The organism is Micromonospora sp. NPDC000121 (assembly GCF_042899165.1).
GTDB lineage: Bacteria > Actinomycetota > Actinomycetes > Mycobacteriales > Micromonosporaceae > Micromonospora.
Genome location: NZ_JBIAZP010000007.1, coordinates 139,727 through 165,468 on the forward strand (window position 1 = coordinate 139,727; position 25,742 = coordinate 165,468).

At 74.0% G+C, this 25,742-nt stretch carries 24 protein-coding genes and 1 riboswitch; of the genes, 15 read left to right on the forward strand and 9 right to left on the reverse strand.

Going from position 1 to position 25,742, the window contains the following annotated elements; translation table 11 throughout:
- Positions 1-123 precede the first annotated feature (123 nt).
- The 5 genes from ACFY23_RS20890 to ACFY23_RS20910 are packed head-to-tail and all read left to right on the forward strand — an operon-like array spanning position 124 to position 4,819.
- Positions 124-366 (forward strand): phosphopantetheine-binding protein, encoded by a 243-nt coding sequence (locus tag ACFY23_RS20890; protein WP_350685077.1) that lies wholly within the window; start codon positions 124-126, stop codon positions 364-366.
- The gene (locus tag ACFY23_RS20895; RefSeq protein ID WP_350685076.1) at positions 347-1,138 is read left to right on the forward strand and encodes an SDR family NAD(P)-dependent oxidoreductase; all 792 of its coding nucleotides are present in this window, start codon (positions 347-349) and stop codon (positions 1,136-1,138) included. Before ACFY23_RS20890 ends, ACFY23_RS20895 begins: the two co-directional genes overlap by 20 nt.
- Before the next feature lie 5 nt (positions 1,139-1,143).
- Entirely contained in the window at positions 1,144-2,553 is a 1,410-nt protein-coding gene (locus ACFY23_RS20900; protein WP_350819236.1) for an AMP-binding protein, read from the forward strand.
- The gene (locus tag ACFY23_RS20905) at positions 2,547-3,599 is read left to right on the forward strand and encodes an acyl-protein synthetase (RefSeq protein WP_350685075.1); all 1,053 of its coding nucleotides are present in this window, start codon (positions 2,547-2,549) and stop codon (positions 3,597-3,599) included. Before ACFY23_RS20900 ends, ACFY23_RS20905 begins: the two co-directional genes overlap by 7 nt.
- Positions 3,596-4,819 (forward strand): acyl-CoA reductase, encoded by a 1,224-nt coding sequence (locus ACFY23_RS20910; RefSeq protein ID WP_350685074.1) that lies wholly within the window; start codon positions 3,596-3,598, stop codon positions 4,817-4,819. Before ACFY23_RS20905 ends, ACFY23_RS20910 begins: the two co-directional genes overlap by 4 nt.
- A 103-nt stretch (positions 4,820-4,922) precedes the next feature.
- On the opposite strand, the gene pseI is transcribed toward ACFY23_RS20910, so the two are convergent.
- From pseI to ACFY23_RS20930, 4 genes are all read right to left on the reverse strand, one after another.
- Complete coding sequence (gene pseI / locus ACFY23_RS20915) at positions 4,923-5,975, reverse strand: pseudaminic acid synthase (protein ID WP_350685073.1); 1,053 nt, start codon at positions 5,973-5,975, stop codon at positions 4,923-4,925.
- Positions 5,972-6,475: a GNAT family N-acetyltransferase gene (locus tag ACFY23_RS20920; protein WP_350685082.1), complete on the reverse strand. Its 504-nt coding sequence runs from the start codon at positions 6,473-6,475 to the stop codon at positions 5,972-5,974. Before ACFY23_RS20920 ends, pseI begins: the two co-directional genes overlap by 4 nt.
- Before the next feature lie 26 nt (positions 6,476-6,501).
- Positions 6,502-7,713, reverse strand: a complete 1,212-nt coding sequence (locus ACFY23_RS20925) for a glycosyltransferase (RefSeq protein WP_350685072.1) — start codon at positions 7,711-7,713, stop codon at positions 6,502-6,504.
- An 89-nt stretch (positions 7,714-7,802) separates the two neighbouring features.
- Positions 7,803-9,128: a polysaccharide pyruvyl transferase family protein gene (locus ACFY23_RS20930; RefSeq protein WP_350685071.1), complete on the reverse strand. Its 1,326-nt coding sequence runs from the start codon at positions 9,126-9,128 to the stop codon at positions 7,803-7,805.
- A gap of 215 nt (positions 9,129-9,343) precedes the next feature.
- Between ACFY23_RS20930 and ACFY23_RS20935 the strand changes: the two genes are divergently transcribed.
- From ACFY23_RS20935 to ACFY23_RS20955, 5 genes are all read left to right on the forward strand, one after another.
- Positions 9,344-10,660: an acyltransferase family protein gene (locus ACFY23_RS20935; RefSeq protein WP_350685070.1), complete on the forward strand. Its 1,317-nt coding sequence runs from the start codon at positions 9,344-9,346 to the stop codon at positions 10,658-10,660.
- A gap of 188 nt (positions 10,661-10,848) precedes the next feature.
- Positions 10,849-11,349: a hypothetical protein gene (locus ACFY23_RS20940; RefSeq protein ID WP_350685069.1), complete on the forward strand. Its 501-nt coding sequence runs from the start codon at positions 10,849-10,851 to the stop codon at positions 11,347-11,349.
- Between the two features lie 210 nt (positions 11,350-11,559).
- Positions 11,560-12,318 (forward strand): hypothetical protein, encoded by a 759-nt coding sequence (locus ACFY23_RS20945; protein WP_350819213.1) that lies wholly within the window; start codon positions 11,560-11,562, stop codon positions 12,316-12,318.
- A 286-nt stretch (positions 12,319-12,604) separates the two neighbouring features.
- A riboswitch (cyclic di-AMP (ydaO/yuaA leader) is annotated at positions 12,605-12,746 on the forward strand.
- 220 nt (positions 12,747-12,966) lie between these two features.
- Entirely contained in the window at positions 12,967-13,812 is an 846-nt protein-coding gene (locus ACFY23_RS20950; protein WP_350677808.1) for a C39 family peptidase, read from the forward strand.
- 106 nt (positions 13,813-13,918) lie between these two features.
- Positions 13,919-14,662 carry an alpha/beta fold hydrolase gene (locus ACFY23_RS20955; protein WP_350677810.1) on the forward strand — a complete coding sequence of 248 codons (744 nt, stop codon included), beginning with the start codon at positions 13,919-13,921 and terminating at the stop codon, positions 14,660-14,662.
- A gap of 22 nt (positions 14,663-14,684) precedes the next feature.
- On the opposite strand, the gene ACFY23_RS20960 is transcribed toward ACFY23_RS20955, so the two are convergent.
- The 4 genes from ACFY23_RS20960 to ACFY23_RS20975 form a co-directional block, all read right to left on the reverse strand.
- The gene (locus tag ACFY23_RS20960; RefSeq protein ID WP_350677813.1) at positions 14,685-16,409 is read right to left on the reverse strand and encodes a CDP-glycerol glycerophosphotransferase family protein; all 1,725 of its coding nucleotides are present in this window, start codon (positions 16,407-16,409) and stop codon (positions 14,685-14,687) included.
- A 36-nt stretch (positions 16,410-16,445) separates the two neighbouring features.
- Positions 16,446-17,948, reverse strand: coding sequence for a bifunctional cytidylyltransferase/SDR family oxidoreductase (locus tag ACFY23_RS20965; protein WP_350677815.1), 1,503 nt, complete (start codon positions 17,946-17,948; stop codon positions 16,446-16,448).
- A gap of 139 nt (positions 17,949-18,087) precedes the next feature.
- Positions 18,088-18,906, reverse strand: a complete 819-nt coding sequence (locus ACFY23_RS20970; protein WP_350677817.1) for an ABC transporter ATP-binding protein — start codon at positions 18,904-18,906, stop codon at positions 18,088-18,090.
- Positions 18,899-19,795: an ABC transporter permease gene (locus ACFY23_RS20975; RefSeq protein ID WP_350677820.1), complete on the reverse strand. Its 897-nt coding sequence runs from the start codon at positions 19,793-19,795 to the stop codon at positions 18,899-18,901. The genes ACFY23_RS20970 and ACFY23_RS20975 overlap by 8 nt, the downstream gene beginning before the upstream one ends.
- A 205-nt stretch (positions 19,796-20,000) precedes the next feature.
- Here ACFY23_RS20975 and ACFY23_RS20980 point away from each other — a divergent pair, with 205 nt between their 5' ends.
- Entirely contained in the window at positions 20,001-20,609 is a 609-nt protein-coding gene (locus ACFY23_RS20980) for a TetR/AcrR family transcriptional regulator (RefSeq protein WP_387038258.1), read from the forward strand.
- Positions 20,610-20,625: 16 nt separating this feature from the next.
- Here the strand turns inward: ACFY23_RS20980 and lhgO are convergent, their stop codons facing one another.
- Positions 20,626-21,822 carry an L-2-hydroxyglutarate oxidase gene (gene lhgO, locus ACFY23_RS20985; protein WP_350677824.1) on the reverse strand — a complete coding sequence of 399 codons (1,197 nt, stop codon included), beginning with the start codon at positions 21,820-21,822 and terminating at the stop codon, positions 20,626-20,628.
- 117 nt (positions 21,823-21,939) lie between these two features.
- Between lhgO and ACFY23_RS20990 the strand changes: the two genes are divergently transcribed.
- From ACFY23_RS20990 to ACFY23_RS21005, 4 genes are read left to right on the forward strand one after another with little or no spacing between them, the layout of a single operon-like run.
- A complete protein-coding gene (locus tag ACFY23_RS20990) occupies positions 21,940-23,079 on the forward strand; it encodes a DegT/DnrJ/EryC1/StrS family aminotransferase (RefSeq protein WP_350677827.1) in 1,140 nt (379 codons plus the stop codon).
- A 23-nt stretch (positions 23,080-23,102) separates the two neighbouring features.
- On the forward strand, positions 23,103-24,035 hold the full coding sequence (locus tag ACFY23_RS20995; protein ID WP_350677830.1) for an NAD-dependent epimerase/dehydratase family protein: 933 nt from the start codon (positions 23,103-23,105) through the stop codon (positions 24,033-24,035).
- On the forward strand, positions 24,032-24,499 hold the full coding sequence (locus ACFY23_RS21000) for an acyltransferase (protein WP_387038175.1): 468 nt from the start codon (positions 24,032-24,034) through the stop codon (positions 24,497-24,499). The genes ACFY23_RS20995 and ACFY23_RS21000 overlap by 4 nt, the downstream gene beginning before the upstream one ends.
- A gap of 13 nt (positions 24,500-24,512) precedes the next feature.
- Positions 24,513-25,700, forward strand: a complete 1,188-nt coding sequence (locus ACFY23_RS21005) for a glycosyltransferase family 4 protein (protein ID WP_350677833.1) — start codon at positions 24,513-24,515, stop codon at positions 25,698-25,700.
- Positions 25,701-25,742: the final 42 nt, after the last annotated feature.

Below are 25,742 nucleotides of genomic sequence, written 5' to 3' on the forward strand. Positions count from 1 at the left end.
GAATGCGAAACACCTTGCAGGCAAACACTTTTCACAGCTCAGGGCCAGGTTGAGGGGCCTTCGGCCTCGGCTACACTCGGCCCGCACGTCGAGGCGTGCGGACCAGTTACGGAGGAAATCGCGGTGGAACTTCAGCGGCTGAGGGTCGTCTTCCGAGCGGCGTTGGAGCTTTCCGACGACGCCGTTGTGGACAGTCTCGAATATCGCGGAATCGAGAAGTGGGATTCGCTCGCGCACATGTCGTTGGTGGCCGCCATCGAGGACGAGTTCGGCGTCATGCTGGACACCGACGAAGTGATCGACCTCAGCTCCTTCGACCGCGCGCGGCAGATCCTGGAGAAGCACGGTGTCGTCCTCACCGACTGACACCCGCGCGCCCGCCGCGTCCGAGCCGGGCGCCGGCCGGGACGCGCCCGCCCGCCGGGTCCTCGTCACCGGGTCGACCCGGGGCATCGGCCGCGCCATCGCCTGGCGGCTCGCCGCGCAGGGCTGCGCGGTCGCGGTGCACGGCCGGCTGCCCGGCTCCGCCGACGAGGTGGCCGCCGAGCTGCCCGGCGGGCCGCATCTCGCGGTGCACGCCGACGTGGCGGAGCCCGAGCAGGTCCGGGCGGCGATGCGTACCGTCTTCGCGCGGTGGCGGGGGCTGGACGCGCTGGTCGTCAACGCCGGGGTGCACGAGGCGGGGCTGCTGGGCTCGGTGTCGGACGAGACGGTGAGCCGGCTGTTCGCGGTCAACGCGGCCGGCGCCGCGCACACCCTGCAACAGGGGTCCCGCCTGCTGCGCCGGGGCGACCGGCCGGCGGTGGTGCTCACCGCCTCGCTGGTCGGCTCGGCGGGAGCCGCCGGCCAAGCCGTCTACGCGGCCAGCAAGGCCGCCGTCGAGGGGCTCACCCGGGCCGCCGCGAAGGAGCTCGGCCCGGCCGGGATCCGGGTGAACGCGGTCGCGCCGGGCTTCATCCGCACCGACCTGCTGGCCGACCTCGACGAGCCGGGCCGGCGGGCCCGCGCGGACGCCACCCCGCTGCGCCGGCTCGGCGAGCCGGAGGAGGTCGCCGAGGTGGTCGCGTTCCTGCTCTCCCCGGCCGCCGCCTTCGTCACGGGCCAGGTGGTCGGCGTGGACGGCGGGCTGACCCTGTGACCGGCCTGCCGCACCCCGACACGGCCGGTCTGCCGCACCCCGACGCGCGGCTGGTGGACGCGGCGACCGGCCGGCAGGTCGGAGGCGCCGAACTCGCCGCCCGGGTCGCCGACCTCGCCGCGCTGCTCGACCGGGAACCGCCGGGCGTGGTGTTCGCCGCCGCCCCCGCCGAGATCGACGCGGTGCTGCGGATCCTCGCGGCCTGGCAGGCCGGCCGCGCGGTCGCGCTGCTCGACCCGCAGGTCGCGCCGGGCGCGCTGCGCGAGCTGGTCGACCGGTTCCGCCCCGCCGTGCTGCTCACCGGCCCCGAGCCGGTCGACGGCTACGAGCCGGCCCCGGTCGGCCTCGGCCCGGCCTGGCGGCGCATTGGCCCCGCCGGACCCGCGCCCCACCCCGACCTGGCGCTGCTGCTGACCACCTCCGGCTCGACCGGCAACCCGAAGCTCGTGCGGCTCTCCCGCGCGGCGGTGCGGGCCAACGCGGCGGCCATCGCCACCGCCCTGGGCATCGACGGCGACGAGGTGGCACCCACCACCCTGCCGCTGCACTACACGTACGGGCTGTCGGTGCTCACCAGCCACCTGCACGCCGGCGCCACCGTGCTGCTGGAGCGCTCCGGCCTCACGTCCCGCGAGTTCTGGACGGCCGTCGACCGGCACCGGGTCACCTCCCTGGCCGCCGTGCCCTACCAGTACGAGATGCTGCGCCGGCTGCGCTTCGCGCCCGCGCGGCACGAGCGGCTGCGGACGCTCACCCAGGCCGGCGGTCGGCTGCACCCCGAGCTGGTGGCGGACTTCCACGGCCGGATGGCCGAGGTCGCCGGCCGCCTCTTCGTCATGTACGGGCAGACCGAGGCGACCGCCCGGATGACGGTGCTGCCGCCCGACCGGCTGCCGGAGAAGCTCGGCTCGGTGGGGCTGCCGGTGCCCGGCGGGGCGCTGTCGGTCCGCGCCGACGACGGCACGGAGACGACCGCGCCCGACCGGACCGGCGAGATCGTCTACCGGGGGCCCAACGTGATGATGGGCTACGCCGAGACGGCGGCCGATCTGGCCCGCCCCGACGAGCTGGGCGGCGTGCTCGCCACCGGCGACCTGGGCCGGCTCGACGCCGACGGGTTCCTGCACGTCACCGGCCGGATCAAGCGGATCGCCAAGGTGTTCGGGGTCCGGGTCAACCTCGACGACGTGGAACGGTCCCTCGGCCACCACGGGCCGGTCGCCGCCATCGCGGGCGCGGACCGGCTGGTGGTGGTGGCCGAGGGCGCCGACGCCGACCGGCTCGCCCGGATCCGCGCCGAGGTGGCGGAGGCGCTGGGCACCCACTCGTCCGGCGTCCAGGTGCGCGGCGTGGACGCCCTCCCGCTGACCCCGACGGGCAAGCCCGACTACCGCGCGCTGGAGGCACAGTGCTGACCGACGTGTTCACGCTCACCCAGCCGGAGAAGGAGGAACGGCTCCGCGACGAACTGGTCGGGCTGCTGGCCCACCACCGGCGGCACTGCCCGCCGTACGCCCGGATCCTGGACGCCCTGGGCGGCGCGGACGGCGACGTCGCGACGCTGGCCGACCTGCCCTGGCTGCCGGTGCGGCTGTTCAAGACCCGCAAGCTGGCCAGCGTGCCGGACGAGCAGGTGATCCGGGTACTCACCTCCAGCGGCACCACCGGCGAGGTCAGCCGGATCCACCTGGACCGGGAGTCGGCGGCCACCCAGTCCCGGATGCTGGCCCGCACGCTGGGCGCCGTGCTCGGCCCGCGCCGGCTGCCGATGGTGGTGGTGGACCGGGCCGGCGTCGTCGGCGACCGGCGCTCCTACTCGGCGCGCGGCGCCGGGGCGCTCGGCATGGTCAACTTCGGTCGCGACCACCTGTGGCTGCTCGACGCCGACGACCGGCCCGACGTGGCCGCGCTCAAGGACTTCCTGGCCCGGCACGGGGACGCGCCGTTCCTGGTCTTCGGCTTCACCTTCATGGTCTGGCGCTACCTGTACGAGGTGGCCCGCGACCACGGCCTGGACCTGTCGAACGGAATCCTGGTGCACTCCGGCGGCTGGAAGAAGCTCGCCGACCAGGCGGTGGACAACGCCGAGTTCCGCCGCCGGCTCGGCGCGGACACCGGCCTGGAGCGGATCCACAACTTCTACGGGATGGTCGAGCAGATCGGCACGGTCTTCCTGGAGGGGCCCGACGGCGGCTCCCTCTACTGCCCGGACTTCGCCGACGTCATCGTCCGCGATCCGGTCACCTGGCGGGAGGCGCCGGTCGGCACGCCCGGCGTGATCGAGGTGCTCAGCACCCTGCCCACCTCCTACCCGGGCAACGTGCTGCTCACCGAGGACCTCGGGGTGGTGCACGGGGTCGACGACGGGCACTGGCCGGGCAAGCGGTTCAGCGTGCTGGGCCGGCTGCCGCGCGCCGAGGCCCGGGGTTGCAGCGACACCTACGTCGGAGGTCAGGCATGACGGTACGGATGCGCTTCCCCGCCGGGCCCGAGGTGCCGGTGGACGACCTGCTGCCCCCGGCCGCCGACCCGCCGTTGACCGTCGGCGACGAGCGGATCGTGGACTTCCTGACCTCGGTCTCCCGGCGGCTGCTGGCCCCGGCGCTGGCCCGCCGCCATCCGGAGCTGGGCTCGCTCGGCTTCTTCCTGCGCCGCCGGGAGCTGCTGCGCGGCGTGGAGCGGCTGCACGCCGGGCTCGACGACGGGGTGCTCGCCTTCCCCCGCGGCGTGGTGTTCCACATTCCGCCCGCCAACGTGGACACCATCTTCGTCTACTCCTGGGCGCTGTCCGCGCTGGCCGGCAACACCAACGTCGTCCGGATCTCGCCCCGCTCGGCGGCGGCCGCCGACGCGATCCTCGAGGTGCTCAACGACAGCCTGGACGCCGCCGACCCGATCGTGGGCCGCACCCAGCGCATGGTCACGTACGGCCACGACGACGCGGTGACCGGCCAACTCAGCGCCGGCTGCGACGTCCGGGTCATCTGGGGCGGCGACCGGGCGGTGACCGCCGTGCGCCGGCACCCGCTGGCCCCCGCGGCGCGGGACCTCACCTTCCCCGACCGCTCGTCGTTCGCGGTGCTCTCGGTGGCCGGCTGGGAGGCCGCCCCGCCCACCGCCCGGCGGGACGCCGTGGCGCGGTTCGCCAACGACGCCTACTGGTTCGACCAGGCGGCCTGCGCGTCGCCCCGGGCGGTGTTCCTGGTCGGCGACGCCCGCCGCGCCGACGCCGTCCGGGCCGAGTTCGTCGCCCTGCTCGGCGTGGCCGTGCGGGAGCGGGGCTGGGACGTGGACGCGGCGATGGCCGTGGAGAAGCGGGTCGGCGCGTACGGGCTGGCGGCCGACGGGGGAGTGGCCCGGATGGTGTTCCACGACAACCTCGTCACCACGCTGGAGCTGGACGGGCCGTCGGCGGCGCCCCGGGAGTGGCTCGGCGCGGGGACGTTCGGCTTCGTCACCCTCGGGGAGCTGGCGGAGCTGGCGCCGTTCGTGCGCCGACGGGACCAGACGCTGACCCACTTCGGGTTCACCCGGGCCGAGCTGGTCGACTTCGCCCGGCGGCTCGGCGGCCGGGGCATCGACCGGATCGTGCCGTTCGGCTCGGCGCTGACCTTCGCGCCGGTCTGGGACGGCCACGACCTGCTCCGCGAGTTCGTCCGGCTGGTCACGGTCGCTGACTGATCCGCCCCGGGGCGGCCGCACGAGAGAGGCGCGCCCGCCCCGGGTGGCCGCACGAGGAAGGGCCCGGTCCGCGCGGACCGGGCCCTTCCTCGTGCGGGTGGCCTCAGACGAGGTCCCAGCTCAGCGGCGTCCCCTTCGGCACGTCCCGGGTGAAGGTGCGGCCGAGCACCCGGTCGAGGTCGGCCGGGGGAAGTCCGCCGGCCGGCCGGATCGAGCGCACGACCGCCGCGGTGACCGGGTCGCCGGCCCGGACGTCCTCGACCACCCAGAGGGACCGGCGGAACCGCAGTCCCTCCCGCTCGGTCGGGGTGGGGCCGATCGCGGTGCCGCCCAGCGCCGCCCACGCCCGCTCCGACTCGACGGTCAGTGCGGTCAGCTCCTCCGGCTCCAGCGAGAAGTCCGAGTCGACGCCCCCGTCGGCGCGGCGCAGCGTCACGTGCTTCTCGATCAGGCAGGCGCCGAACGCCACCGAGGCGACCGGGACGCCGATGCCCGGCGTGTGGTCGGACAGGCCCACCGGCAGGCCGAACGTGTCGGCCAGCACGGGCAGCCGGCGCAGGTTGCTGTCCTGCGGCGGCGCCGGGTAGGACGCCGTGCAGGCGAGCAGCACGATGCCGGCGGCGCCGCCCTCCCGGGCGGTGCGGACAGCCGCGTCGATCTCACCGACGGTGGCCATCCCGGTGGAGATGACCATCGGCTTGCCGGTGGCCGCGACGAGTCGGATCAGCGGCAGGTCCACCAGCTCCGACGACGCGATCTTGTACGCGGGCGCGTCCAGCTCCTCCAGCAGCTCCACCGCTGTGGCGTCGAACGGCGAGGAGAACACCGTCAGACCGTGCCGGCGGGCCCGCTCGAAGATCGGCGCGTGCCACTCGTACGGGGTGTGGGCGCGCTCGAAGAGCTGCCAGAGGCGCTCGCCGCCCCACAGGTCGTGCCCGTCGGAGAGGCGGAACGCGGGGGCGTCCACGTCGATGGTGATCGTGTCCGGCCGGTACGTCTGGAGCTTGAGCGCGTGCGCCCCGCTGGCCGCGACCGCGTCGACGAGGGTGAGCGCCCGGTCCAGGCTGCCGTTGTGGTTGCCGGACATCTCCGCGACCACGAGGGGCCGCTCGCCGGGGCCGACCGCGTGCGGCCCGATCTTGACTGTCGCCGTCATGTTCCTCTACTTTTTTCCGTCCACACCACCTGGTGCGGCGTGCCGTCGATGTCCCGCTCGTAGCGCCGGACCTCGCGAAATCCGAAGCGCCGGTGCAGGGCCAGCACCGGCTTGTTGGTGGCCAGCGTCTCGCCGCCCAGCGTCTCCGCCCCGAGGGTGTCGAAGGCGTACGCGATGGCGGCCCGCTCCAGCGACAGCCACGCCGGCAGCAGTTGCCCGCGGGCGTCCAGGCCGTCGATGTCGAGGTAGAAGCCCCAGGTGAGGGCCCGGTCCGGGGAGTTGACGCCGGAGAACGTGACGATGCCGGACGGCACCTCGTCGTGCAGGTGCACCAGCACCCGCCGGTCCGGGTCGACCCGGACCCTCGACCACCAGGCGGTGTGCTCGACCAGGCCGATCTCGTGGCTGGTCAGGCTCACCGCGCGCACCTGCGGGTGGTTGCGCCAGAGCAGCATCCGGTGCAGGTCGCCGTCGTCTGCCGGCCGCAGCGGCTCGGTCATCGGAGGCTCGGTCATCGGAAGCGCGGTCATCGGCGGCTCGCCATCGCCGTGGTCTGGTCCGTCGCCGTCCCGGTGACGGGCCGCCCGGCCTCCGTGACCTGCCCGGCCTCCGCGACCTGCCCGGCCTCCGTGACCTGTCCGGTCTCCGTGACCTGCCTCGCCTGTTCGGCGTGCCCGGCCTCCGTCGAGGGGAGGGCCGGCGGAACGGACCGGCCGCCCCGCACCCGGCCCGCCGCCCGGTGGGCCTGGCGCAGCGCCGCGTACGCGAGGTAGCTGTTCCGCCCGACCAGACGGTGCTTGAGCCCCGCGACTCCCGCCGGGCGGGCGTAGCCCGCGGCGGGCAGGTAGCGGCGGTAGTGCTCGGCGACCCGGCGGAAGAACGCGCGGCGCAGCCGCGGGTGCAGCCGGCCCTCGTTGCCCGCCACCACCAGGTAGTGGCTGATCATCAGGGTGAACAGCTCGGCCCGCAGCCGGTCGTCCGGGGCGTGCCGGTCCAGCCAGTCGAAGAGCCGCTCGTACTGGTCGAAGGCGTCGAAGTGCCGCCCGCTGCGGGTGGAGGTGATCGCGCCGAGCCGGCCCTGCCGGTAGAGGTAGCAGACCCGGTCCAGCACGGAGATCCGCTCCGCGCCGATGAGCAGCGGGTGGCTGAACGGGATGTCCTCGTACCAGCCGGGGAAGAAGCGCAGCTCCAGCTCGGCCATGAACCCGCGGCGGACCACCTTGTTCCAGGCGGTGTGCTGCACCCGTAGCAACTGCGGGCAGTCGGCGAGGCGGACGACGCCCGGCACCCCGCGCAGCAGGTGGCTGCTCGCGTCGACCTCGCGCCGGCCGCCCTCGTGCACCCGCAGGTGGTCCAGCATCAGCACGTCCGGCCGGTCCCGGCGCAACCGCTCCAGCACCGCCGGGACCGTGCCCGGCGGCAGCCAGTCGTCGCTGTCGACGAACCAGACGTACACGCCGGTGGCCACGTCGAGACCGGCGTTGCGGGCCAGGCCCAGGCCGACGTTGTCGGTCAGGTGGACGGTGCGGATCCCGGCCCGCCCGGCCGCGTACGACCGCAGCATCTCCCCGCAGCGGTCCGGGGAGGCGTCGTCCACCGCGATCAACTCCACCTCGCCCGCCTCGCCGGCCGGGATGTCGGCGCGGATCGACTCGAGGCACTGGTAGAGATACGGCTCGACGCCGTACACGGGCACGACGATGCTCAGCAGCGGTGCTTGCGTCGGCTCAATGACCACGCCGACACCATCGACCGCCCGGATGGACGGCCCCGGAACCTCACGTTGCCGGCGGAGGTGGAGTCCCTGAACAGCCGCCCAGCGCAGGGTTAACGGTTCAGGATCCGCTTCACCGGACCGCCCACCACCCGCTTGACCCGGCTGCGCAGGCGCTGCTCCCGCAGCGTCTCCGCGTCCTGGTGCAGCTCCGCGTTGCGGTCCCGCAGCCACTGGATCCGCTCCAGCAGCACGTCCGGCGCGGTCGCGGCGGCCGGCCGCACGGCCGGCGGGAACGTGGTGGCCCGCACCCGCGCGTCGAAGCGAGTGGCGCTGTCGCCGTCGGCGAAGGCGTTGCCCAGGTCGTGCTTGGCGAGGAAGGCGAGCATGGTCGCGTAGCGCGCCTTGTGGCCGTCGTTGAGCGCCGTGTAGTCCGCCTCGTCGTAGAGCTGGGCGGCGTCGACGTCGGCCGGCACCTCCTTCATCACCCGGTGCGGGATGTCGAAGTACCGGGCCAGCTCCAGGGTGCGCGAGTCGTGCGCGAACAGGTAGCCGGGCGTGCCGGCGACCAGCGCGGTGATGGTGCCGTGGATCCGGGTGCCGAAGGCGAACTCGAACCCGGAGAGGTAGTCCATCCAGGTCCACGGGTCGACGAACATCCGCACCTTGTCCTCGGTGAACAGCGGATGCGAGGTGTGGATCGGGATCGCGCTGGACTTGCCCCGGTCCTCCGGGGCGTCCCCGTAGAGCAGGGTGCCGAGCGTCTTGAGGTCCTGCGGCAGGTAGCGCAGGTTCGGGTACCGCTCGTGATGCCGGGCGATGATCTTCGCCATCGACTTCACGTACGGCGAGACGGTGAGCGCGAGCCGGTCGTCCGGCGCCAGCGCCGCCTTCCGCTTCTCCACCCGCAGGCTGTCGCCGTGCAGGAACATCGACGGGCAGCCGATCACGTCCACGGCGGAGAAGCCCAGCGTGCGCAGGTAGCCCTCGGTGATCTCCCCCCGTACGCCGATGCTGTGCGAGCGGTCGAGCACGGCCCGGACGAAGCGGGTCACGACGTCGTCGATCGGGCGCAGGTACTCCCGGTCGCCCTTGACGTCGGTCTGCACGCCCACCCCGAGCACCACCACCGGGATCTTCAGCCGCTCGACGAGTTTCGTCATGAGTTCGATGCGGTGGGCGTAGCTGCGCCGGAAGGCGTTGGCGAGCGGTACGACGTAGACGTCGTACCGCTCGTTGATCATGTCGGCGTCGCGCGGGTTGACCTTGAACTCGGTCGGGGTGATCTCGGCGGTGCTGGTCTGCAGCAGCTTGTGCGCGGCGTGGCTGAAGACGAGGTTGCCGTTGTTCTCGCCGATCCAGTTCCCCTCGAAGGCGTCCTCGGGGGAGTGGACGTCGAACGGGCCCTTCTTCGCCCGCATCAGGATCCGCTGGTGCATCCGTCCCCGCCTCTCGTCACCTCCGGGTCACGGAATATTAGGCCACCGGCCGACCCCGGCACAGACACGCGTCACACCGCCACGCGGAGGGACGGAACCGTCACGCGGTGGGTGGGGACCCGGGGCGGCGGGTAGGGTGCCCGGCGGGCGGTGCCGACCGGAGGCCGCCGCGGGCCGTCCTGCGCCGCCCGCCGACGGCCGAGGAGGAGACGTACGTGCTGGGTGACCCTGCGGACCGCCGGGCCCCCGGCACGACGGGGGCCGCGACCGTCGCGCCGGACGCCCGACCCGCGCCCCCGGCCGGTCGGCTGCCGTCGCTGACCGGGCTGCGCTGGGTCGCGGCCCTGCTCGTCTTCGGCTTCCACGCCGGCACGATGGGGATCATCGCCGAGCCCGACCACCGGGCCGTGGTGAACTGGATCTTCACCCTGGGCCTGTCCGGCGTGCAGTTCTTCTTCATCCTCAGCGGTTTCGTGCTCGTCTGGTCGGCCCGGCCGAGCGACTCCCGCCGGGCGTTCTGGCGCCGCCGGATCGCCAAGATCTGGCCCAGCCACGTGGCGCTGTGGGCGCTCGCCCTGCTGGTCGCGGCCTGGTTCGCCGACCCGGTGGACCGCGTCGTCGCGGTGGAGAACCTCTTCCTGCTCCAGGCGTGGGATCCCCGGCCGGGCGCGTTCTACAGCATCAACACGGTCAGTTGGTCGCTGTCCTGCGAGTTCTTCTTCTACCTCTGCCTGCCGCTGGTGCTGCCGCTGCTTCGCCGGGCCCGGCCGTGGGCACTGTGGACCGTGGTCGTCGCGGTGCCGCTGCTGATCCTGGCGCTCTGGCCGGCCCAGGCACTGGTGCCGGAGGACAGCCGCTGGTGGTTCACCCAGATCTTCCCGCCCGTCCGGTCCCTTGAGTTCTGGATGGGCGTGGCCGCCGCCGAGCTGATGCGGCGCGGCCGGTGGCGGGGACCGGGCCTGCCACTGGCGAGCCTGGTCTTCGTGGCCACCTGGGTGGTCGCCGCCCAGTGGGTGCGCGCCGAGCTGTGGGCGGCGCTGCTCTCGGTGGCGTACATCCTGGTCATCACCGCGGCGGCGGACGCGGACGTGCGCGGGCGGCGCTCGCCGTGGCGGTCCCGGCCGATGGTCTGGCTCGGCGAGGTCTCCTTCGCCTTCTACCTGGTGCACGTGCTGGTGATGGTGACCGTCCTCCGGCTCACCGGCGACTGGGGCGTCGGGTTCCGCGGTTGGTGGGGGCTGGCCGCGGTGCTCGGTTTCCTGCTGGTCAACCTCGCCCTCGCCGCGGCGTTGCACCGCTTCGTCGAGACGCCGATGATGCGGCTGCTCGGCCCGCGCCGCCCGGCCCGGTCGACGCCGCCGGTCGAAGGTGCGGCCGCCGCGCCGCAGCGACCGGGTGAGCGCCCGCCGGCCGCGCCGGGGGAGCGGGGGCGCGTCGCGCCGCGCCCCCGGCACGCCGAGCCGGAGGCGGACCACCGACCGGCGTACGTCGAGTCCCCCGCGGCGGCCGGCCGGTCGCGCCCACGGGCGTAGGACGACCGCCGGCCATCGACGCAGGTTGACCCGCGTGGGCGACGGTAGAAGTCGTCCACCCTGGTCGGTGCGGTCCGGGGTGGACGGCCGGGCGCGCGGCGCGGCGACCGGACGGCCGCCAGGACCGCTGCGCACGGGACACGCCCGGTGGCGATGCGGACCGGCGGCGTCGGCGGTAGCGTGGTCGGGTGCCTGCCGTCGCGCTCACCTGTCCCTTGTGGTGGGTGGCGCGGTGGGCCGCGCGGCTGCTTGCCGGCCTCGCCGTAGCGGTCGCGTTCGCCGTCGGCGCCGGGGCCCTCCCCGCCGCCTCCCCGACCCAGGTCGGAGCGCCCTCGATCGACACCTGGGTGCCCCCGGCTGACGCCTTGGCGCCCCCGGCGCCGGCGCTCCCGGCGCCGGCGCTCCCCGTCACGCTGGCGCCCGTCGACCCGCGCGGCACGGTGGCCACGGTGGCCGTCGTCGACCACCGCGCCGTCGCCGACCCCTGTGTCGTCGTCGGTCGGCCTCCCGTCGACCGGGCTGCCGGCGCCGTCGACCGGGCTGCCGGCGCCGTCGACCGGGCGGCCACCGGTCCCGGCCACCCCGCCGCTCCGGCCGACCCGGCCGGGGCCGTCGCCCCCGGCCCGGCCCCCGCGCCGGCCGGGCGCACCCCGGGCGCCGCCGGCCCCCGGGGCCCGCCGCGCGGCTGATCCGCCACCCGCGGGGCCCGCGCCCCGCGACCGCGCCCGCTGCACGCGTCAGGCAGGGTCCCTACCGCTACCGGCGTCGCGCGATGCGCCCTTCCTTCGCCGTCCACCACACGCACCCGTCCGCCGGCGGGACGTGGCGCTGCCGCGCCCCGCCACCCGGGCGCCGCGTGCGCCCCGCTGCCGCACTCGCTTCCCCGTGAGGTGCCGACCATGGAGACCGTCGTCTACCAGTTCCTGATCGAGGTGCCGCGGGCCGCCGCCATCTGGTCCGCCCTGCTCCTGCTGGCCCTGACCGTGCTCGCCGTGCTGGTCGCCCGTCCCGAGCGGGTCGCGCCCGCCGACGAGCCGGCCGCCCCGCCCGCGGTCGACCCGGCGGCGGAGGCGGCCGACCTGCGCCGCTACGCCGAGGAGGTGGCCGTCGCGGCGGACCGGGCCGCCCGGACCGCCCGGCGGCGGCGGGCCGACTGGCTCGCCGCGCAGGAGGAGGCCGACCGGGCCTGGCGGGCGTACGACGAGGCGGAGACCGCCGCCCGCCGCTTCACCTGGGCCGCCGCCCTGCCCGCCCCGCGCACCCCGCGCACGCCCGCCGAGTACGCCGCCCGCGAGCGCTGGCTGCACCAGGCGGCGGTGGCGGCCCACTGGCGCGGTGATCTCTCCGCCCGCCAACTCCGCGAGGTGTTCGGCCACCGGGCGGGCTGGGATCCCCGCCGGCACCCGGTCGAGCAGGAGATCGCGCTGGCCCGGGCGGTACGCGACGCGAGGCGGGCCGACCACCGGGCCGCCGCCGAGCGGGAACGGTCGGCGTGGCGGGACGCCGACCTGGCCGCCGAGGCGGCGCGGGCCCTGGCCGCCGAGGCGTACGCCGCGGCGGTCCGGCTCCGGCCGGGCCGGCTCCCGGCGGCCCGACCGGAGCCCGCCGGGCTTCGGCCCACGCTCGCCGCGCGCTGGCGTCCCGCCCGGGCGGGCTGAGCCGCGGGCATTTCGGTGACGCCGCTCACAGCGCCGCCGAACCGGTCATCCGGCGCGGCCCGGGCGATTCCCGCCGACGATTCCGCGTCGATGTCCACCACTCGTCCGGTTATCGACGAAAGGTGCGCCGGGAAACGGTCATCCCATTGAGTCACGTCAGTGCCAAACTGCCCGCAAAAAAAGTCTCGCGATCAAGGTTTAAGCAGGTGGGAGCGGGTTGGCAGGGCGTGGCTGGGCCAGTAATGTCGGCCCGTCCGGTGCGGTACCCGATCGCAAGAGGCGACGCCGCGCCGACCCGCCTAATCGTGCACAGGCGAGCCGGGGACCCAGTGCAACATCGGGGTGAATCCGCGGGCCACGGCCCGCGGTAGGGCGTTCTTCCCGCCCGAATCCGTCAGCTAACCCGGTCGGCGGCGTCGGAAGGAGTTCCATCCTCGTGCAGCACCCACCCGCCCCCCGGTCGTTCCGGCGCCTCCACGGCGCCACGGTGCCCCGGCTAGCCCGGCCGCACGCCGCGAGCTGACCCACCGGTCACCGCCCGTCGCCCGGCATTTCCGGGCGCATCCCTGAGTGGTCCACCACCGCCGGACGCCGTCCGCGCGGTCGGTCCCCCCTGCCCGGACCGGCGGCCGCTCACCCCCCGAGCCCGTGGAGGAAACCGTGAAGCACCACCTCAGGCGACAGCTCCGTCGCCTCACGTCCGAGCGTCCGTACCAGGTGGCCGCCGCGTCGGCCGCGGCGCTCGTGCTCGCGTCGGGCACCGGCGCGCTGCTGGCCGGCACCGACGAGGCACCCGCCGCCGCACAGGCCCCGGTGGCCGTGAGCGAGATGCGGGACGGCACCGTCGCCTCGCGCGGCGACGCCCGCGTCGCGGACACCCCGTCGGCCAGCGCCCCGGCCGCGTCCAGCGCCGCCCCCTCGGCCAGCGCCACCAGCGCCGCCCCGAACCCGGACCTGACCCGCAAGCCGGAGCCGCCGAAGCCGCCGAAGGCGAAGTCCCTGGACTACGACTACCAGGCCCAGACCACCTTCTACAACTGCGGTCCGGCCGCCGTCCGGCACGCCCTCAGCGCCGCCGGCATCGACCGTAGCCAGGACCAGCTCGCCGGCCCGCTGGGCACCGACGAGATGGGCACCGACTCCGCCGAGGACACCACCCGGGTGCTGAACGCGACGGTGAAGGGCGACCCGTACCGGACCCGGATGATCCCGGGCGGCGCCGCGACCCCGGCCCAGATGGACCGGCTCCAGGCCGACGTGGTCGCCGCCATCACGGCCGGGCGGGGCGTCGTGGTCAACGTCGCCGGCAGCGCCACGGACACCGACGGCGGCTGGCACTCGTTCCCCGGCGGCCACTACATCGCCGTCGTGGGCTACCAGGACGAGGGCCGGCTGGTGAAGATCGCCGACTCGGCGAACCCGGCGACCGCGTCCTACTGGATGTCCACCATCGACCTGGCGAACTGGGCCGCCACCCGCGGCTACTCCGCCTGAGAAGACACCCGTCGGGCGTCGGCTCCCCCACCGGGAGCCGGCGCCCGATGTCGTCTCCGGGTCACGGCCCTCGCCGGGGCGTACGGCGGGTGGCACACTGCGGCCTATGGTCGACGAATCGGGTGACCGGGACGGCCGGCGCGTCCTGCTGCTGCTGCACGGCATGGGCGCGACCGGGGACGTGTGGCTGCCCTGGGCGCCGCTGCTGGAGCGCCGGTGGGCGGGGCGGTGGCTGGCGCCGGACCTCGCCGGCCACGGCTGGTCGCCGCCGCTGCCGGCGTACTCGTTCGCCGGGCTGGCCGACCGGATCGCCGCGGGGCTCGCGGCGGGGGACCGGCTCGTCGTGCTGGGGCACTCCCTCGGCGGCGTGGTCGGGCTGGCGCTGGCCGCCCGCGGCGCCGGGCTGCCGGTCGACGCGGTGGTCGGGCTCGGCATCAAGGCCGTCTGGTCCCCGGCCGAGCTGGCGAAGGCCGAGGAGTTGGCCGCCCGCCCGGTGACGTGGTTCGCCAGCCGGGACGAGGCGGCCCGCCGGTACCTGCGGGTGGCCGGCCTGACCGGGCTCTTCGCGCCGGACCACCCCGTGGTCGAGGCCGGGCTGCGGCAGGTCGACGGCCGCTGGCGGCTGGCGATGGACCCCGCCGCGTTCGGGGTGGGGGAGCCGGACCTGCCGGCCCTGCTGGCGGCGACGGACGCGCCGGTGCTGCTGGCCCGTGGCGAGCACGACCCCATGGTCACCGACGCCCAGCTCAAGGAGCTGGGCGTGCCGGTCGTCACCCTGCCCGGCCTGGGCCACAACGCCCACGTCGAGGCCCCCGAGGCCGTCCTGGAGCTGGTCGACCCGTACCGCTGACCCGCGCGAGGCGCCGGGCCGGTCAGGTGGCGGCGGAGAGGGACGCCTCGTCCGGCTCGACCGGCAGGCCGGCCCCGGCGGCGTCGCGCGGCGTCGGCGGGTTCCAGCCCGCGTCGAGCTGCCGCCGCGCGGCGTCCAGGAACGCCTCGGCGTACGACTCGGCCGGGAAGTCGCCCAGGTAGCGGCTCCGGGTGGCCCAGCGGGCGGAGGCGAGCGGGTCGGTGTCGAGCAGGGCGGTCAGCACCTCGTCCACGTTGGACATGTCGCGGCGCAGCACGTAGCCCGAGCCGGCCAGGGGGAACCGCTCGGCGAACCGGTCGCCCTCGCCGCCCATGTCGGTGACCGCGTACGGCTTGCCGGAGTAGAGGTAGTCGGAGATCACCCCGGACACGTCGGAGATGAGCGCGTCCGAGCGGTTCACGCACTCCGTCAGGGTCAGCTCGCGGGCGGCGGCGCCGAAGACGTGCGGCCGGCCGGTGCGGGCCCGGTCCGCGGCCAGCAGTTCCGTGAGCCGGCCCAACTGCCGGGCCGAGGCCGGGTTCTGCGAGGTGTACGGGTGGGCCCGCAGGATCACCGTCGCGCCCCGCGCCAGCAGCCCGCGCAGCAGCGCCTCGGCCACCGGCAGCGAGCAGTAGTTGGCGTCCGCGTGGTGGCCCGTCCAGGTCGGCGTGTAGAGCACCGTGGGGTTCGGCAGGCCGCGCACCGGCTCCGGGCGGACCTCGATCGACTCGACCTGCGGTCGACCCACCACCACGAACTTCTCCGCCGGGATGTCCACGCCCGCGCGGGCGTACCGGTCGATGGCGGCCTGACCGGCGACGAAGATCCGGTCGAAGATGGCGGAGACCGGGTTGGCGCTGGGCGCCTTGTCGCTGTCGCCGTGGTGCAGCTGGACGTGGGTGAGCTGGGTGAAACGGATGCAGTGGCTGTTCTTCGCGCCGTGGTTGACGTAGAACGCCACCCGCAGGCTCGGCACGAGCGCCTCGTCCATCGCCTTCAGCGTCGGGCAGTAGACCACCGGCGCCGTGGTGGCCGCGGCGACGATGGGCAGGAACTCCGGCTCCCGCACCATGACCAGGAACGGCCGGCCGATCCGCTCCAGGTACGGCAGCCACATGGTGACCTGGTACTCGGAGCCGGGCGGGGCGGAGAAGTGGAGCAGGAACTCGGGCTGGTGCCGGCGCAGCGCGCGGGAGACCGCCGACCCGCCGGCCCCCGGCCGGAACCGCCGCCGGGCCAGGTCCAGCCCGACCGCGCCGGCGCCGGCGGCGACCAGCGCGACGGCAGCCAGCGCCACCCCGGCGGGCAGGGTCGCCGCGGCGGCCGCCGCCACCACGGCGAGCAGCCCCAGCAGGGCGTCGCCGAGACGCGCGGCGACCAGGGGCGTCCAGGAGCGCACCGGCAGGTTCGCGGCGCGCACCTCCAGGCCGCCGGCATCCCGCAGCGGCCCGACGAGCAGCACCAGCCCCAGTAGGACCAGCGCCGTCGCGGCCAGCGCGGGGTCGAAGCCGGCGTCGAGGCGCCGGGCGTACCCGACCAGGACCGCCGCCGCGACCAGGGCGGTCTCGGCGACGCTGTCGGCACCCGGGCGGACCCGCCGTTCCCAGGCGACCGCCGCGAGGGCGGCCACCGCCAGCCCCAGCCCCCAGCCGGTCGCTCCGGTCAGCGCGACGACGAGGAACGCCAGCACCGCCAGGCCGGTGGCCAGGGCGCGGGCGATCAGCTTGCGGACCAGGTCACCACGCATGTCGGCTCCGTTCCCCGCCGTGGCCCGAGACCCGCGTCAGCCGGCGCTCGCCGGGCTGGCGGCCCGCTCGGCCTGCCCCGGCACCGGCTGGGCCGGCACCTCGCCCGGCGCGCGGCGCACGTCGATGACCTGACCGGTCAGGTCCGAGATCAGCACGTCCAGCGATGCCTGGGCGACGGTCTCGGCGGCGAGCAGGGTGTGCTCCGGCTCCTCGCCGAACGCCTTCGTGCGCATCGGGGTCGCGGTGCGCTCGGGGTTGATGCAGTTGACCCGTACGCCGAACTCGGCCCACTCGTCGGAGAGCGCCTGGGTCAAATTGACCAGGGCCGCCTTGGTGGAGGAGTAGAGGGCGTACTGGGCGCGGCCCCGGGTGTAGGAGCTGGACGTGTAGAGCAGCAGCTGGCCCTTGGTCTGCTGGAGGTAGGGCAGCGACTGGCGGGCGGCGATGACCGGCCCGACGAAGTTGACCTGGAGCACCCGGTCCATGGTCTCCTCGTCCATCTCGGCGAGGGCGCCCTTCTCCAGGATGCCGGCGGTGACCACCACGTGGTCGATCCGGCCGGTGGCCTCGAAGGCGGTCTTCAGCGCCGCCTCGACGTCCGCGGCGCGCTCCACGTGCGTGCCGGTGCTGGAGCGGCTGAACGGGAAGACCTGCGCGCCGTAGCGGCGGGCCAGCTCGGCCAGGTCGTGGCCGATGCCGTAGCTGCCGCCGAAGATGACGATGGTCCGGCCGGTCAGCTCCTCGGTGTAGCTGCGGTCGTCGGTGACCCGGGGGGCCTGCGCGGCGGCGAGCTGGAACAGCTTGTCCGCGAGGTGCACGTCGACCGGGTGGGTGACCTTGATGTTCTCGTCGGAGCCGTCGATGACCTTGATCGGCGTGCCCGGCAGGTAACGCAGCACCACGCCGCAGTCGTCGGTGGCGGCGAAGTGGGGGTCACCCTCGGCGATCCGGTACGCCTCGCGGATCGTGCCCGAGCGGAACGCCTGCGGGGTCTGGCCGCGGCGCAGCGACGAGCGCACCGGGATGTCGGTGATGCAGTCGTCCTCGTCGACCTGGATGATCGTGTCGGCCGAAGGGATGGCCACGTCGACCGCGGAGTACGTCCAGAGCGCGTTCACGCACTCCCGGACGATCCGGCCGCTGACCAGGGGCCGCACCGCGTCGTGGAAGAGGATGTTGCAGTCACCCTCGCCGACCGCGTCCAGCGCGATCCGGGTGGTGGCGTTGCGGGTGTCGCCGCCCTCGATGACCTTGGTGACCTTGCGGAAGCCGGCCTTGTCGACGATCTGCTGGGCCTCGGCGACGTGGCCGGCGGCCATCAGCACGATGATCTCGTCGATCTCGGGGGCGGCCTCGAAGACCGCCAGGGTGTGCTCGATGATCGGCTTACCGGCGATCTTCAGCAGCTGCTTCGGGATGCCGAGGCCCAGCCGGGTCCCGGTGCCGCCGGCCAGCACCACCGCCACCGTCCGCGAGGGCCGCCACGGCGCCGGGGTCTCCGGTGTGGCGTCCGGGGTGGTGGTGTGGTCCTGCGTCATTGCCGAATCCTCACTCTCAGGGGTGCGTGAACAGAAGGTTCCGCCCGCGCGGCGACCGGATGAACCTTAACGCGCCGACCGCGCCGCCCCAACGGGACGACGCGGTCCGACGGCATCGTCGTCGATGCCCTCCGGCGCGCTACTTGCCGTTGGCGAACGCCTCGTACGCCCGCAGGACCTCGTCGGTCGGGCCGTCCATGCGCAGGACGCCCGATTCCAGCCAGATCGTCCGCTCGCAGGTGTCCCGGATCGAGGAGAGCTGGTGGCTGACGAGGAACACCGTGCCGGCGCTCTCCCGCAGCTCCCGCACCCGCTGCTCGCTGCGCTTGCGGAAGCCCTTGTCGCCGGTGGCGAGCGCCTCGTCGATGAGCAGCACGTCGTGCTTCTTGGCCGCCGCGATGGAGAAGCGCAGCCGGGCCGCCATGCCGGAGGAGTAGGTGCGCATCGGCAGCGAGGCGAAGTCGCCCCGCTGGTTGATCCCGGAGAACTCGATGATCTCCGGGGTCTGCCGCTGCACCTCCGCCGGCGACATCCCCATGGCCAGGCAGCCCAGCACCACGTTGCGCTCGCCGGAGAGGTCGTTGAGCAGGGCCGCGTTCACGCCGAGCAGCGAGGGCTGCCCCTGGGTGTAGACCGCGCCGCGGTTGACCGGCAGCAGGCCGGCGATCGCCCGCAGCATGGTCGACTTGCCCGAGCCGTTGCTGCCGATCAGCCCGATCGCCTCGCCCCGGTACGCGGTGAAGCTGACCCCCTTGACCGCGTGCACCTCCCGGATGTTCGGCGCCGAGGTGCGGGTGACCATCCGCTTGAGCGCGCCGACCGGGCCGCCGCCCCCGCCGCCGCCCTTGTGCACCCGGTAGATCACGTGCGCGTCGTCGACCACCACGGTCGGCACCCGGTCCTCGATCCGGGGCAGCGTCACCGTCACGTCGTTGGACGACTCGAACTGCTCAGCCACGGCCGTACTCCTGTTCGCCCCGCCAGAAGTAGATGAAACCCCCGACGCCCATCACGATCGCCCAGCCCGCCGCGGCCAGCCAGAGCTGGAGCACGGAGGAGCTGAGCAGCGGCGCCTGCTCCAGCAGCGCGACGCGGGCCAGCTCGATGTAGACCAGCGCCGGGTTGAACTCGACCAGCCGGGAGGCCCAGCCGGGCAGCTCGTTCTCGAAGAGCGTGACGCTGTAGAGCACGCCGGAGCCGTACATCCAGGTGCGCAGGACGAAGGGCATGACCTGCTTGAGGTCGGCCAGCTTCGCGCCCATCCGGGCCACGGCCATGGTGAGGCCGGCGTTGAAGACCGACTGGAGCATGATCGCCGGGACCAGCAGGAGCCAGGCGAGGGTGATCGGCTCGCCGGTCACCAGCACGATGGCGACGAGCACCACCATCGAGCCGAGGAGCTGCTGGAACTGGGTGACCGTGACGGCCAGCGGCAGGCAGGCCCGGGGGAAGTGCAGCGCCCGGATCAGGCCCAGGTTGCCGGTGATCGACTGGGTGCCGTTCTGCACGGCGGTCTGGGTGAAGTTGAAGATGAACAGACCGGTGCAGAGGTACGCGATGAAGTTCGGGATGCTGTCCTGCTTCAGCACCACGCCGAAGATCAGGTAGTAGACCGCCGCGTTGGTCAGCGGGGTGAGCACCTGCCACAGCTGCCCGAGCCGGGCGTTGCTGAACGACGCGACGAGCTTCGCGTTGGCGTACGAGGCGATGAAGTGCCGGTAGCGCCAGAGCCGCCGGGCGTACTCGCCCAGGGGCGGCCGCTCGCCTGCGACCCGGAGCCCGTGGCGGGCGGCCAGCTGCGCCTGGGTGAGGCCGGAGTCGGGGTCGGCCAGCGCGGTGTTGGCCATGGGTTGGGCGCTCCGATCTTTCGTGACGACGGATGAGGCGCGACGATGGAGCCAAGCGGGGAGCGCCGCCTCGCCGCTGCGTGGACAGTAGTCCGAAACACGTCGGGACGCAACCGTACCGTCGTTGCGCTACATTGTTCCTCGTGACAGCCGAGACGAGCTCCAGGTGACGACCGAGAAGAGGCGGGCGCCGGCCGGCGCCGCCGTGCTGCGGGACGACATCACCACGGCGATCCGCCGCGCGCTGATGCAGGAGCTGGCCGCCGTCGGCTACGGCCGGCTCTCCATCGAGGCGGTGGCCCGCCGGGCCGGGGTGAGCAAGACCGCGATCTACCGGCGCTGGAGCTCGAAGCTGGAACTGGTGCTCGAGATCGTCGCCGCGGCGGCCACCGGCAAGCTGCCGGCGCTGGACACCGGCACCCTGCGCGGCGACCTCCAGTTGCTCTTCCAGGTCGTGGCCCACGCGCTGCGGCACCCGCTGGCCTCGCAGATCATCCCCGATCTGCTCGCCGAGGCGGCTCGCAACCCGACCATCGACCAGACCCTCCAGCAGGTGCTGCGGGCGCGGCAGCAGGAGATCGGGGGCAGGCTGATCGGCCGCGCCGTGCAGCGCGGCGAGCTGCCGCCCGACACCGACCCGGAGGCGGCCGTCGACCTCATCGTCGGCCCGCTCTACTGGCGGCTGGCGATCGCCCGGACCCCGCTCACCGACGCGTACCTGGACACGCTGGTCGAGGCGGTGGCCACCGGGCTCGGCGCCGGCGCCGGCGTGCCCCGGCCCCGCGCGGCGGCCACGGACGCCACGCCCGCCTGACCGCCCGCCCGGCGGATCAGCGCGGCGCGTCGACCGGCAGCCGGGAGACGATGTGCCGGGCGATCTCCAGCGAGCTGGTCGCGGCGGGGGAGGGCGCGTTGAGCACGTGCACCTGCCGGTCCGCCTCGACGATCAGGAAGTCGTCCACCAGCCCGCCGTCGGGCCGGATCGCCTGGGCGCGGACGCCGGCGCCGGCCCGGACGATGTCCGCCGGGGTCAGCTCCGGCACGAGCCGGGCCAGGCTCGCCGCGAACCGCTTCTTCGACAGCGACCGGGCCACCTCGGTCAGCCCGTAGCGGTAGTGCCGGCGGCCCAGCGCCCACAGGCCCCGGTAGGTCAGCTCGTCCCAGATGTCGCGCGGGCTGATCCGGCCCCAGGAGTAGCCCTCCCGGGCGGTCGCCAGCACGGCGTTCGGGCCGGCGTGCACGCTGCCGTCGATCATCTTGGTCAGGTGCACCCCGAGGAACGGGAACTGCGGGTCCGGCACCGGGTAGATCAGCCCCCGCACCAGGCCCTGCCGCTGCGGCACCAGCTCGTAGTACTCGCCCCGGAACGGCACGATCCGCACCGGCGTGGGCACCCCGGCCAGCCGGGAGATGCGGTCCGCGTGCAGGCCGGCGCAGTTGACCAGGACGTCCCCGACGACCTCGCCCCGGGTGGTGCTCACGACCACGCCCTCGGGTCGGGTGGCCACGCCGGTGACCTCGGTCTCGGTGCGCAGCTCCGCCCCGCCCGCCGCGAGCAGCTCGGCGAGCTTGCGGCAGACCGCCCCGAAGTCGACGATGCCGGTCGAGGCGACGTGCAGCGCGGCGACGGCCGCGACGTGCGGCTCGTACTCGGCGGCCTCGGCGGCCTCGATCAGCCGCACCGGCAGGCCGTTGGCGAGGGCGCGCTGGTGCAGGTCGTGCAGCCGCGGCAGCTCCGCGGCGTCGGTGGCGACGATCAGCTTCCCGCAGATGTCGTACGCGAGGCCGTGCTGCTCGCAGAACTCGACCATCGACGCGCTGCCGGCCTTGCACATGGTGGCCTTCAGGCTGCCCGGCTTGTAGTAGACGCCGGCGTGGATGACGCCCGAGTTGTGCCCCGTCTGGTGGGCCGCCCAGCCGGCCTCCTTCTCCAGCACGGTGACCGTGTCCCCGGGCCGGTCGGTCATCAGCCGGTGTGCCACGGCGAGCCCGACGATGCCGCCACCCACCACCACGAACCTGGTCATCTCATCTCCCCTGCCGGCGCCGCGACCGATGGTAGCCAAGTCCTCCCGCGCGCCCGACTCGCGGACGACCCGCCCGGTTGGCCTAGACTGCTCCGGGTCCATCACTCTGGGGGTCACATGTCTGAGGTCATCGCGCTCGGCCAGCCCACGGTCGGCGAGGCGGAACTCGCGGCCATCGCCGAGGTCTTCGCCTCCGGCTGGCTCGCCGGCTCCGGGCCCACCTGCCGCCGATTCGAGGAGCGCTTCGCCACCACCGTCGGCACCCGGCACGCCCTCGCCACCAGCAACTGCGGCTCGGCGCTGCACCTGGCGCTGCTCACTCTCGGTGTCAAGCCGGGCGACGAGGTGATCGTCGGCGACTACACCTTCCCGGCCACCGGGCACTCGGTGATGTGGACCGGCGCCACGCCGATCTTCGCCGACGTGCGGCCGGACACCTGGACGGTCGACCCGGCCGCCGTCGAGGCCGCGATCACCCCGCGCACCGTCGGCATCATCGCCGTCGACGCGTTCGGGCAGCCCGCCGACTACGACGAGCTGCGCGCCATCGCCGACAAGCACGGCCTGTTCCTGGTCGAGGACGCCGCCTGCTCCGCCGGCGCCACCTACAAGGGCCGGCCGGCCGGCAGCCTGGCCGACGTCGCCACCTTCAGCTTCCACGGCCGCAAGGGCATCACCGCCGGCGAGGGCGGGGCCTTCGTCACCGACCGCGAGGACCTCGCCGCGCACGCCCGGAAGCTGCACACGTACGGGGTGGAGGGGGCGCTCACCCGCGCCGAGCTGTCGCACCTGCCGATCCCGACCTTCACCGAGCTGGGCTACAACTACCGGCTCTCCGACATCCAGGCGGCGATCATGCTCGCCCAGCTCGACCGGCTGCCGGACCTGCTGGCCGCGAAGCGCCGCACCGCGGCCCGCTACGGCGAGCTGCTCAAGGACCACGAGCTGATCACCACCCCGTACGAGGCGCCCGACCGCGAGCACCCCTGGCAGTCGTACGTCGTCACGCTGGCGCCCTCGGTCGACCGGGGCGCGGTGGCGCTCGCGTTGCGGCAGCGCGGCGTGCAGTGCACCTTCGGCACGTACGCCTCGCACGTCCAGCCGCTCTACGGCCAGACCACACCCTGCCCGGTCTCGGCGGACCTGTTCGCCCGGCACCTGGCCATCCCGATGCACGCCAACCTCACCGACGCCCAGGTCGAGACCGTCGCGGCCACGCTGGTAGACGTCGTCAACACCGCGGCCACCAGCCGCTGACCCCAGGAAGGACACGCTCCGCCATGTCGAAGCAGACCGTCTTCATCACCGGAGGCGCGGGTTTCATCGGCCTGCACGTGGTGCCGATGCTGTTGGAGAAGGGCTACAAGGTCCGCATCTTCGACAACATGTTCCGTGGTGACCGGGACCGCGTCGCGGAGCTGGTGGCCACCGGCGACGTCGAGCTGATCGACCAGGACGTCCGCTACGGCGGCGCCGTGCACGCGGCCATGAAGGGCTGCGACTACGTGATCCACCTGGCCGCGGTCTCGATCAACAAGAGCCAGGCCGACCCGTACGAGTCGATCGACATCAACATGGTCGGCAACCACAACGTGTTCGCCGCCGCCGCCGACCACGGCGTCAAGCGGCTGGTCTTCGCGTCGTCGGCCTCGGTCTATGGCGACCCGAAGAAGCTGCCGATGCACGAGGACGACCGGCTCGACCCGCTCACCCCGTACTGCATCTCCAAGCGGGCCGGCGAGGACCTGCTCGGCTTCTACCAGCGCAGCAAGGGCCTGAACTGGATCGCCCTGCGGTTCTTCAACGTCTACGGCCCGGGCCAGAAGCCGACCGCCTACTACACCTCGGTGATCAACCACTTCGTGAAGCGGCTCAAGAACGGTGAGCCGCCGGTCATCGACGGCAAGGGCGAGCAGTCGATGGACTTCATCCACGTCCACGACATCGCCCGCTCCGTGGTCGCCGCGATGGAGGCCGAGCAGGGCAACGTGCCGGTCAACATCGGCACCGGCATCGACACCTCGATCGCCACCCTGGCCGAGATCCTGATCAAGGCCGTCGGCGTCGACGTGCAGCCGCAGTTCAACCCGCGCGAGGTGCTGGTCAGCCGGCGCGCCGCCGACATCACCCGGGCCCGCGAGGTGCTCGGCTGGGAGCCGACCATCGCTGTCGAGGACGGGATGACCGACCTCATCAAGACCGAGGTCGCGTGACCCAGGAGTCGTCCGCCGGGGGCCCGTCGTCGCACGGGCTCCCGGCGAATCCGTACAACCCGCACGCCTGGGTGATCGGCGAGCCGGTGATCGGCGCGGGCACGTGGATCGGCGCGTTCACCGTCATCGACGGCTCCGGCGGGCTGACCATCGGCGCCGGCTGCGACATCAGTTGCGGCGCGCAGATCTACACCCACTCCACCGCCCGGCGTTGCGTATCGGGCCGTGCCTATGCTTCGGTGGATCGGGCGCCGGTGGTGATCGGCGACCGGGTGTTCATCGGGGCGAACGCGACCGTGATGATGGGCGTCACCATCGGTGACGGCGCGGTCGTCGGCGCGGGGGCCGTGGTCACCAGAGACGTGCCACCGGGGGCGGTCGTGACGGGGGTCCCCGCCCGGGTGGTCTCCACAGTCGAGTTGGACGGCGGCGATGTCCGGTTCGTCCCTGTAGCGGAGAGCTAGGAGCACCCCTCCCGTGCGTATCGCAGTGGTCAACAACTTCTTCCCGCCGCGCGCGGGCGGAAGCTCGCACCTGTCCGAGTCGCTCGCCAAGGGCTACGCCGCCCAGGGGCACGACGTGCTGGTGCTCACGGCCGCCTACCAGGACGCCCCGGCGGTCGAGGAGCGCGACGGGCTGCGGATCGTCCGGCTGCCGGCGTGGATGCTGCCGCAGACCCGGCTGGCCGTGAGCTTCGACATCTCGTTCACCACCCGGCCCAGCCTGCTGCGCCAGGTCCGCAAGCTGCTCGACGAGTTCCGGCCGGACGTCATCCACCAGCACGGTCAGTTCTTCGACCTGACCTGGGCGACCGCGCTCTACGCGCGCAAGCGCGGGGTGCCGGCGCTGCTGTCCATCCACACCCGGCTGGAGAACCCGCAGGCCCGCTACGCGAAGGTGTTCCGCGGGCTCGACGCGACCATGGTCAAGCCGTTCATGCGGCGGTCCAAGCCGCGGCTCGTGGTGATGGACGTGCTCATGCAGGAGTACATCGAGGCCCGCTACCGGGGCGCGCACTCGGGCCTGGTGCCGATCCCGGTCGGGGTGGACCCGGACTGGGTGGTCGGCGGCAACGCCCAGCGGGTCCGCGAGCGGCACGACCTGGGCACCTCACCGGTGATCCTGTCGGTGGGGCACGTGATCCCGCTGCGCGACCGCGTCGCGCTGGTCGAGGCGCTGCCCGAGGTGCTGGCCAAGGTGCCGGACGCGAAGCTGCTCATCTGCGGCCAGGTCTACTACGGGGTGTTCGAGGAGCGGGCCCGCGCGCTCGGCGTCGAGCACGCCGTCATCGCGGCCGGCAAGGTGCCCAAGAGCGAGATCCCCGACTACCTGGCCGCCGCGACGGTGGAGTCGCACGAGCAGGGGCTCGGCCTCGGCACGGCGACCCTGGAGGCGATGGCGGCGGGCGTGCCCGTGGTCGCGCCGGCGCGGGCGGACAACTTCCCCGGCATCTCGCTGCGGGACGGCGAGAACGTCCTGCTCTGCCGGCCCGGCGACGTCCCGGGCCTGGCCGAGCGGCTGGTCGCCGCGCTGACCGACCCGGCCCTGGCCAAGCAGATCGGGGTCAACGGCCAGTCGCTGATCCGGGAGCGCTTCAGCCTCGACCGGGTGCTGCACCGGCACCTGGAGGTGCTCGGCGAGATGGCGGCGTCCCGCCGCCGCTGACCGTACGACGAGCAGGTGCCCCCGACCACGAGCGTGGTCGGG

Excerpts from the sequence above, each read along its gene's own strand:
- ACFY23_RS20910 (WP_350685074.1), top strand. The coding sequence starts at position 3,596 with ATGACGGTACGGATGCGCTTCCCCGCCGGGCCCGAGGTGCCGGTGGAC.
- pseI (WP_350685073.1), bottom strand. The coding sequence starts at position 5,975 with ATGACGGCGACAGTCAAGATCGGGCCGCACGCGGTCGGCCCCGGCGAG.
- ACFY23_RS20920 (WP_350685082.1), bottom strand. The coding sequence starts at position 6,475 with ATGACCGAGCCGCTGCGGCCGGCAGACGACGGCGACCTGCACCGGATG.
- ACFY23_RS20930 (WP_350685071.1), bottom strand. The coding sequence starts at position 9,128 with ATGCACCAGCGGATCCTGATGCGGGCGAAGAAGGGCCCGTTCGACGTC.
- ACFY23_RS20945 (WP_350819213.1), top strand. The coding sequence starts at position 11,560 with ATGGAGACCGTCGTCTACCAGTTCCTGATCGAGGTGCCGCGGGCCGCC.
- ACFY23_RS20955 (WP_350677810.1), top strand. The coding sequence starts at position 13,919 with ATGGTCGACGAATCGGGTGACCGGGACGGCCGGCGCGTCCTGCTGCTG.
- ACFY23_RS20960 (WP_350677813.1), bottom strand. The coding sequence starts at position 16,409 with ATGCGTGGTGACCTGGTCCGCAAGCTGATCGCCCGCGCCCTGGCCACC.
- ACFY23_RS20965 (WP_350677815.1), bottom strand. The coding sequence starts at position 17,948 with ATGACGCAGGACCACACCACCACCCCGGACGCCACACCGGAGACCCCG.
- ACFY23_RS20975 (WP_350677820.1), bottom strand. The coding sequence starts at position 19,795 with ATGGCCAACACCGCGCTGGCCGACCCCGACTCCGGCCTCACCCAGGCG.
- lhgO (WP_350677824.1), bottom strand. The coding sequence starts at position 21,822 with ATGACCAGGTTCGTGGTGGTGGGTGGCGGCATCGTCGGGCTCGCCGTG.
- ACFY23_RS20990 (WP_350677827.1), top strand. The coding sequence starts at position 21,940 with ATGTCTGAGGTCATCGCGCTCGGCCAGCCCACGGTCGGCGAGGCGGAA.
- ACFY23_RS20995 (WP_350677830.1), top strand. The coding sequence starts at position 23,103 with ATGTCGAAGCAGACCGTCTTCATCACCGGAGGCGCGGGTTTCATCGGC.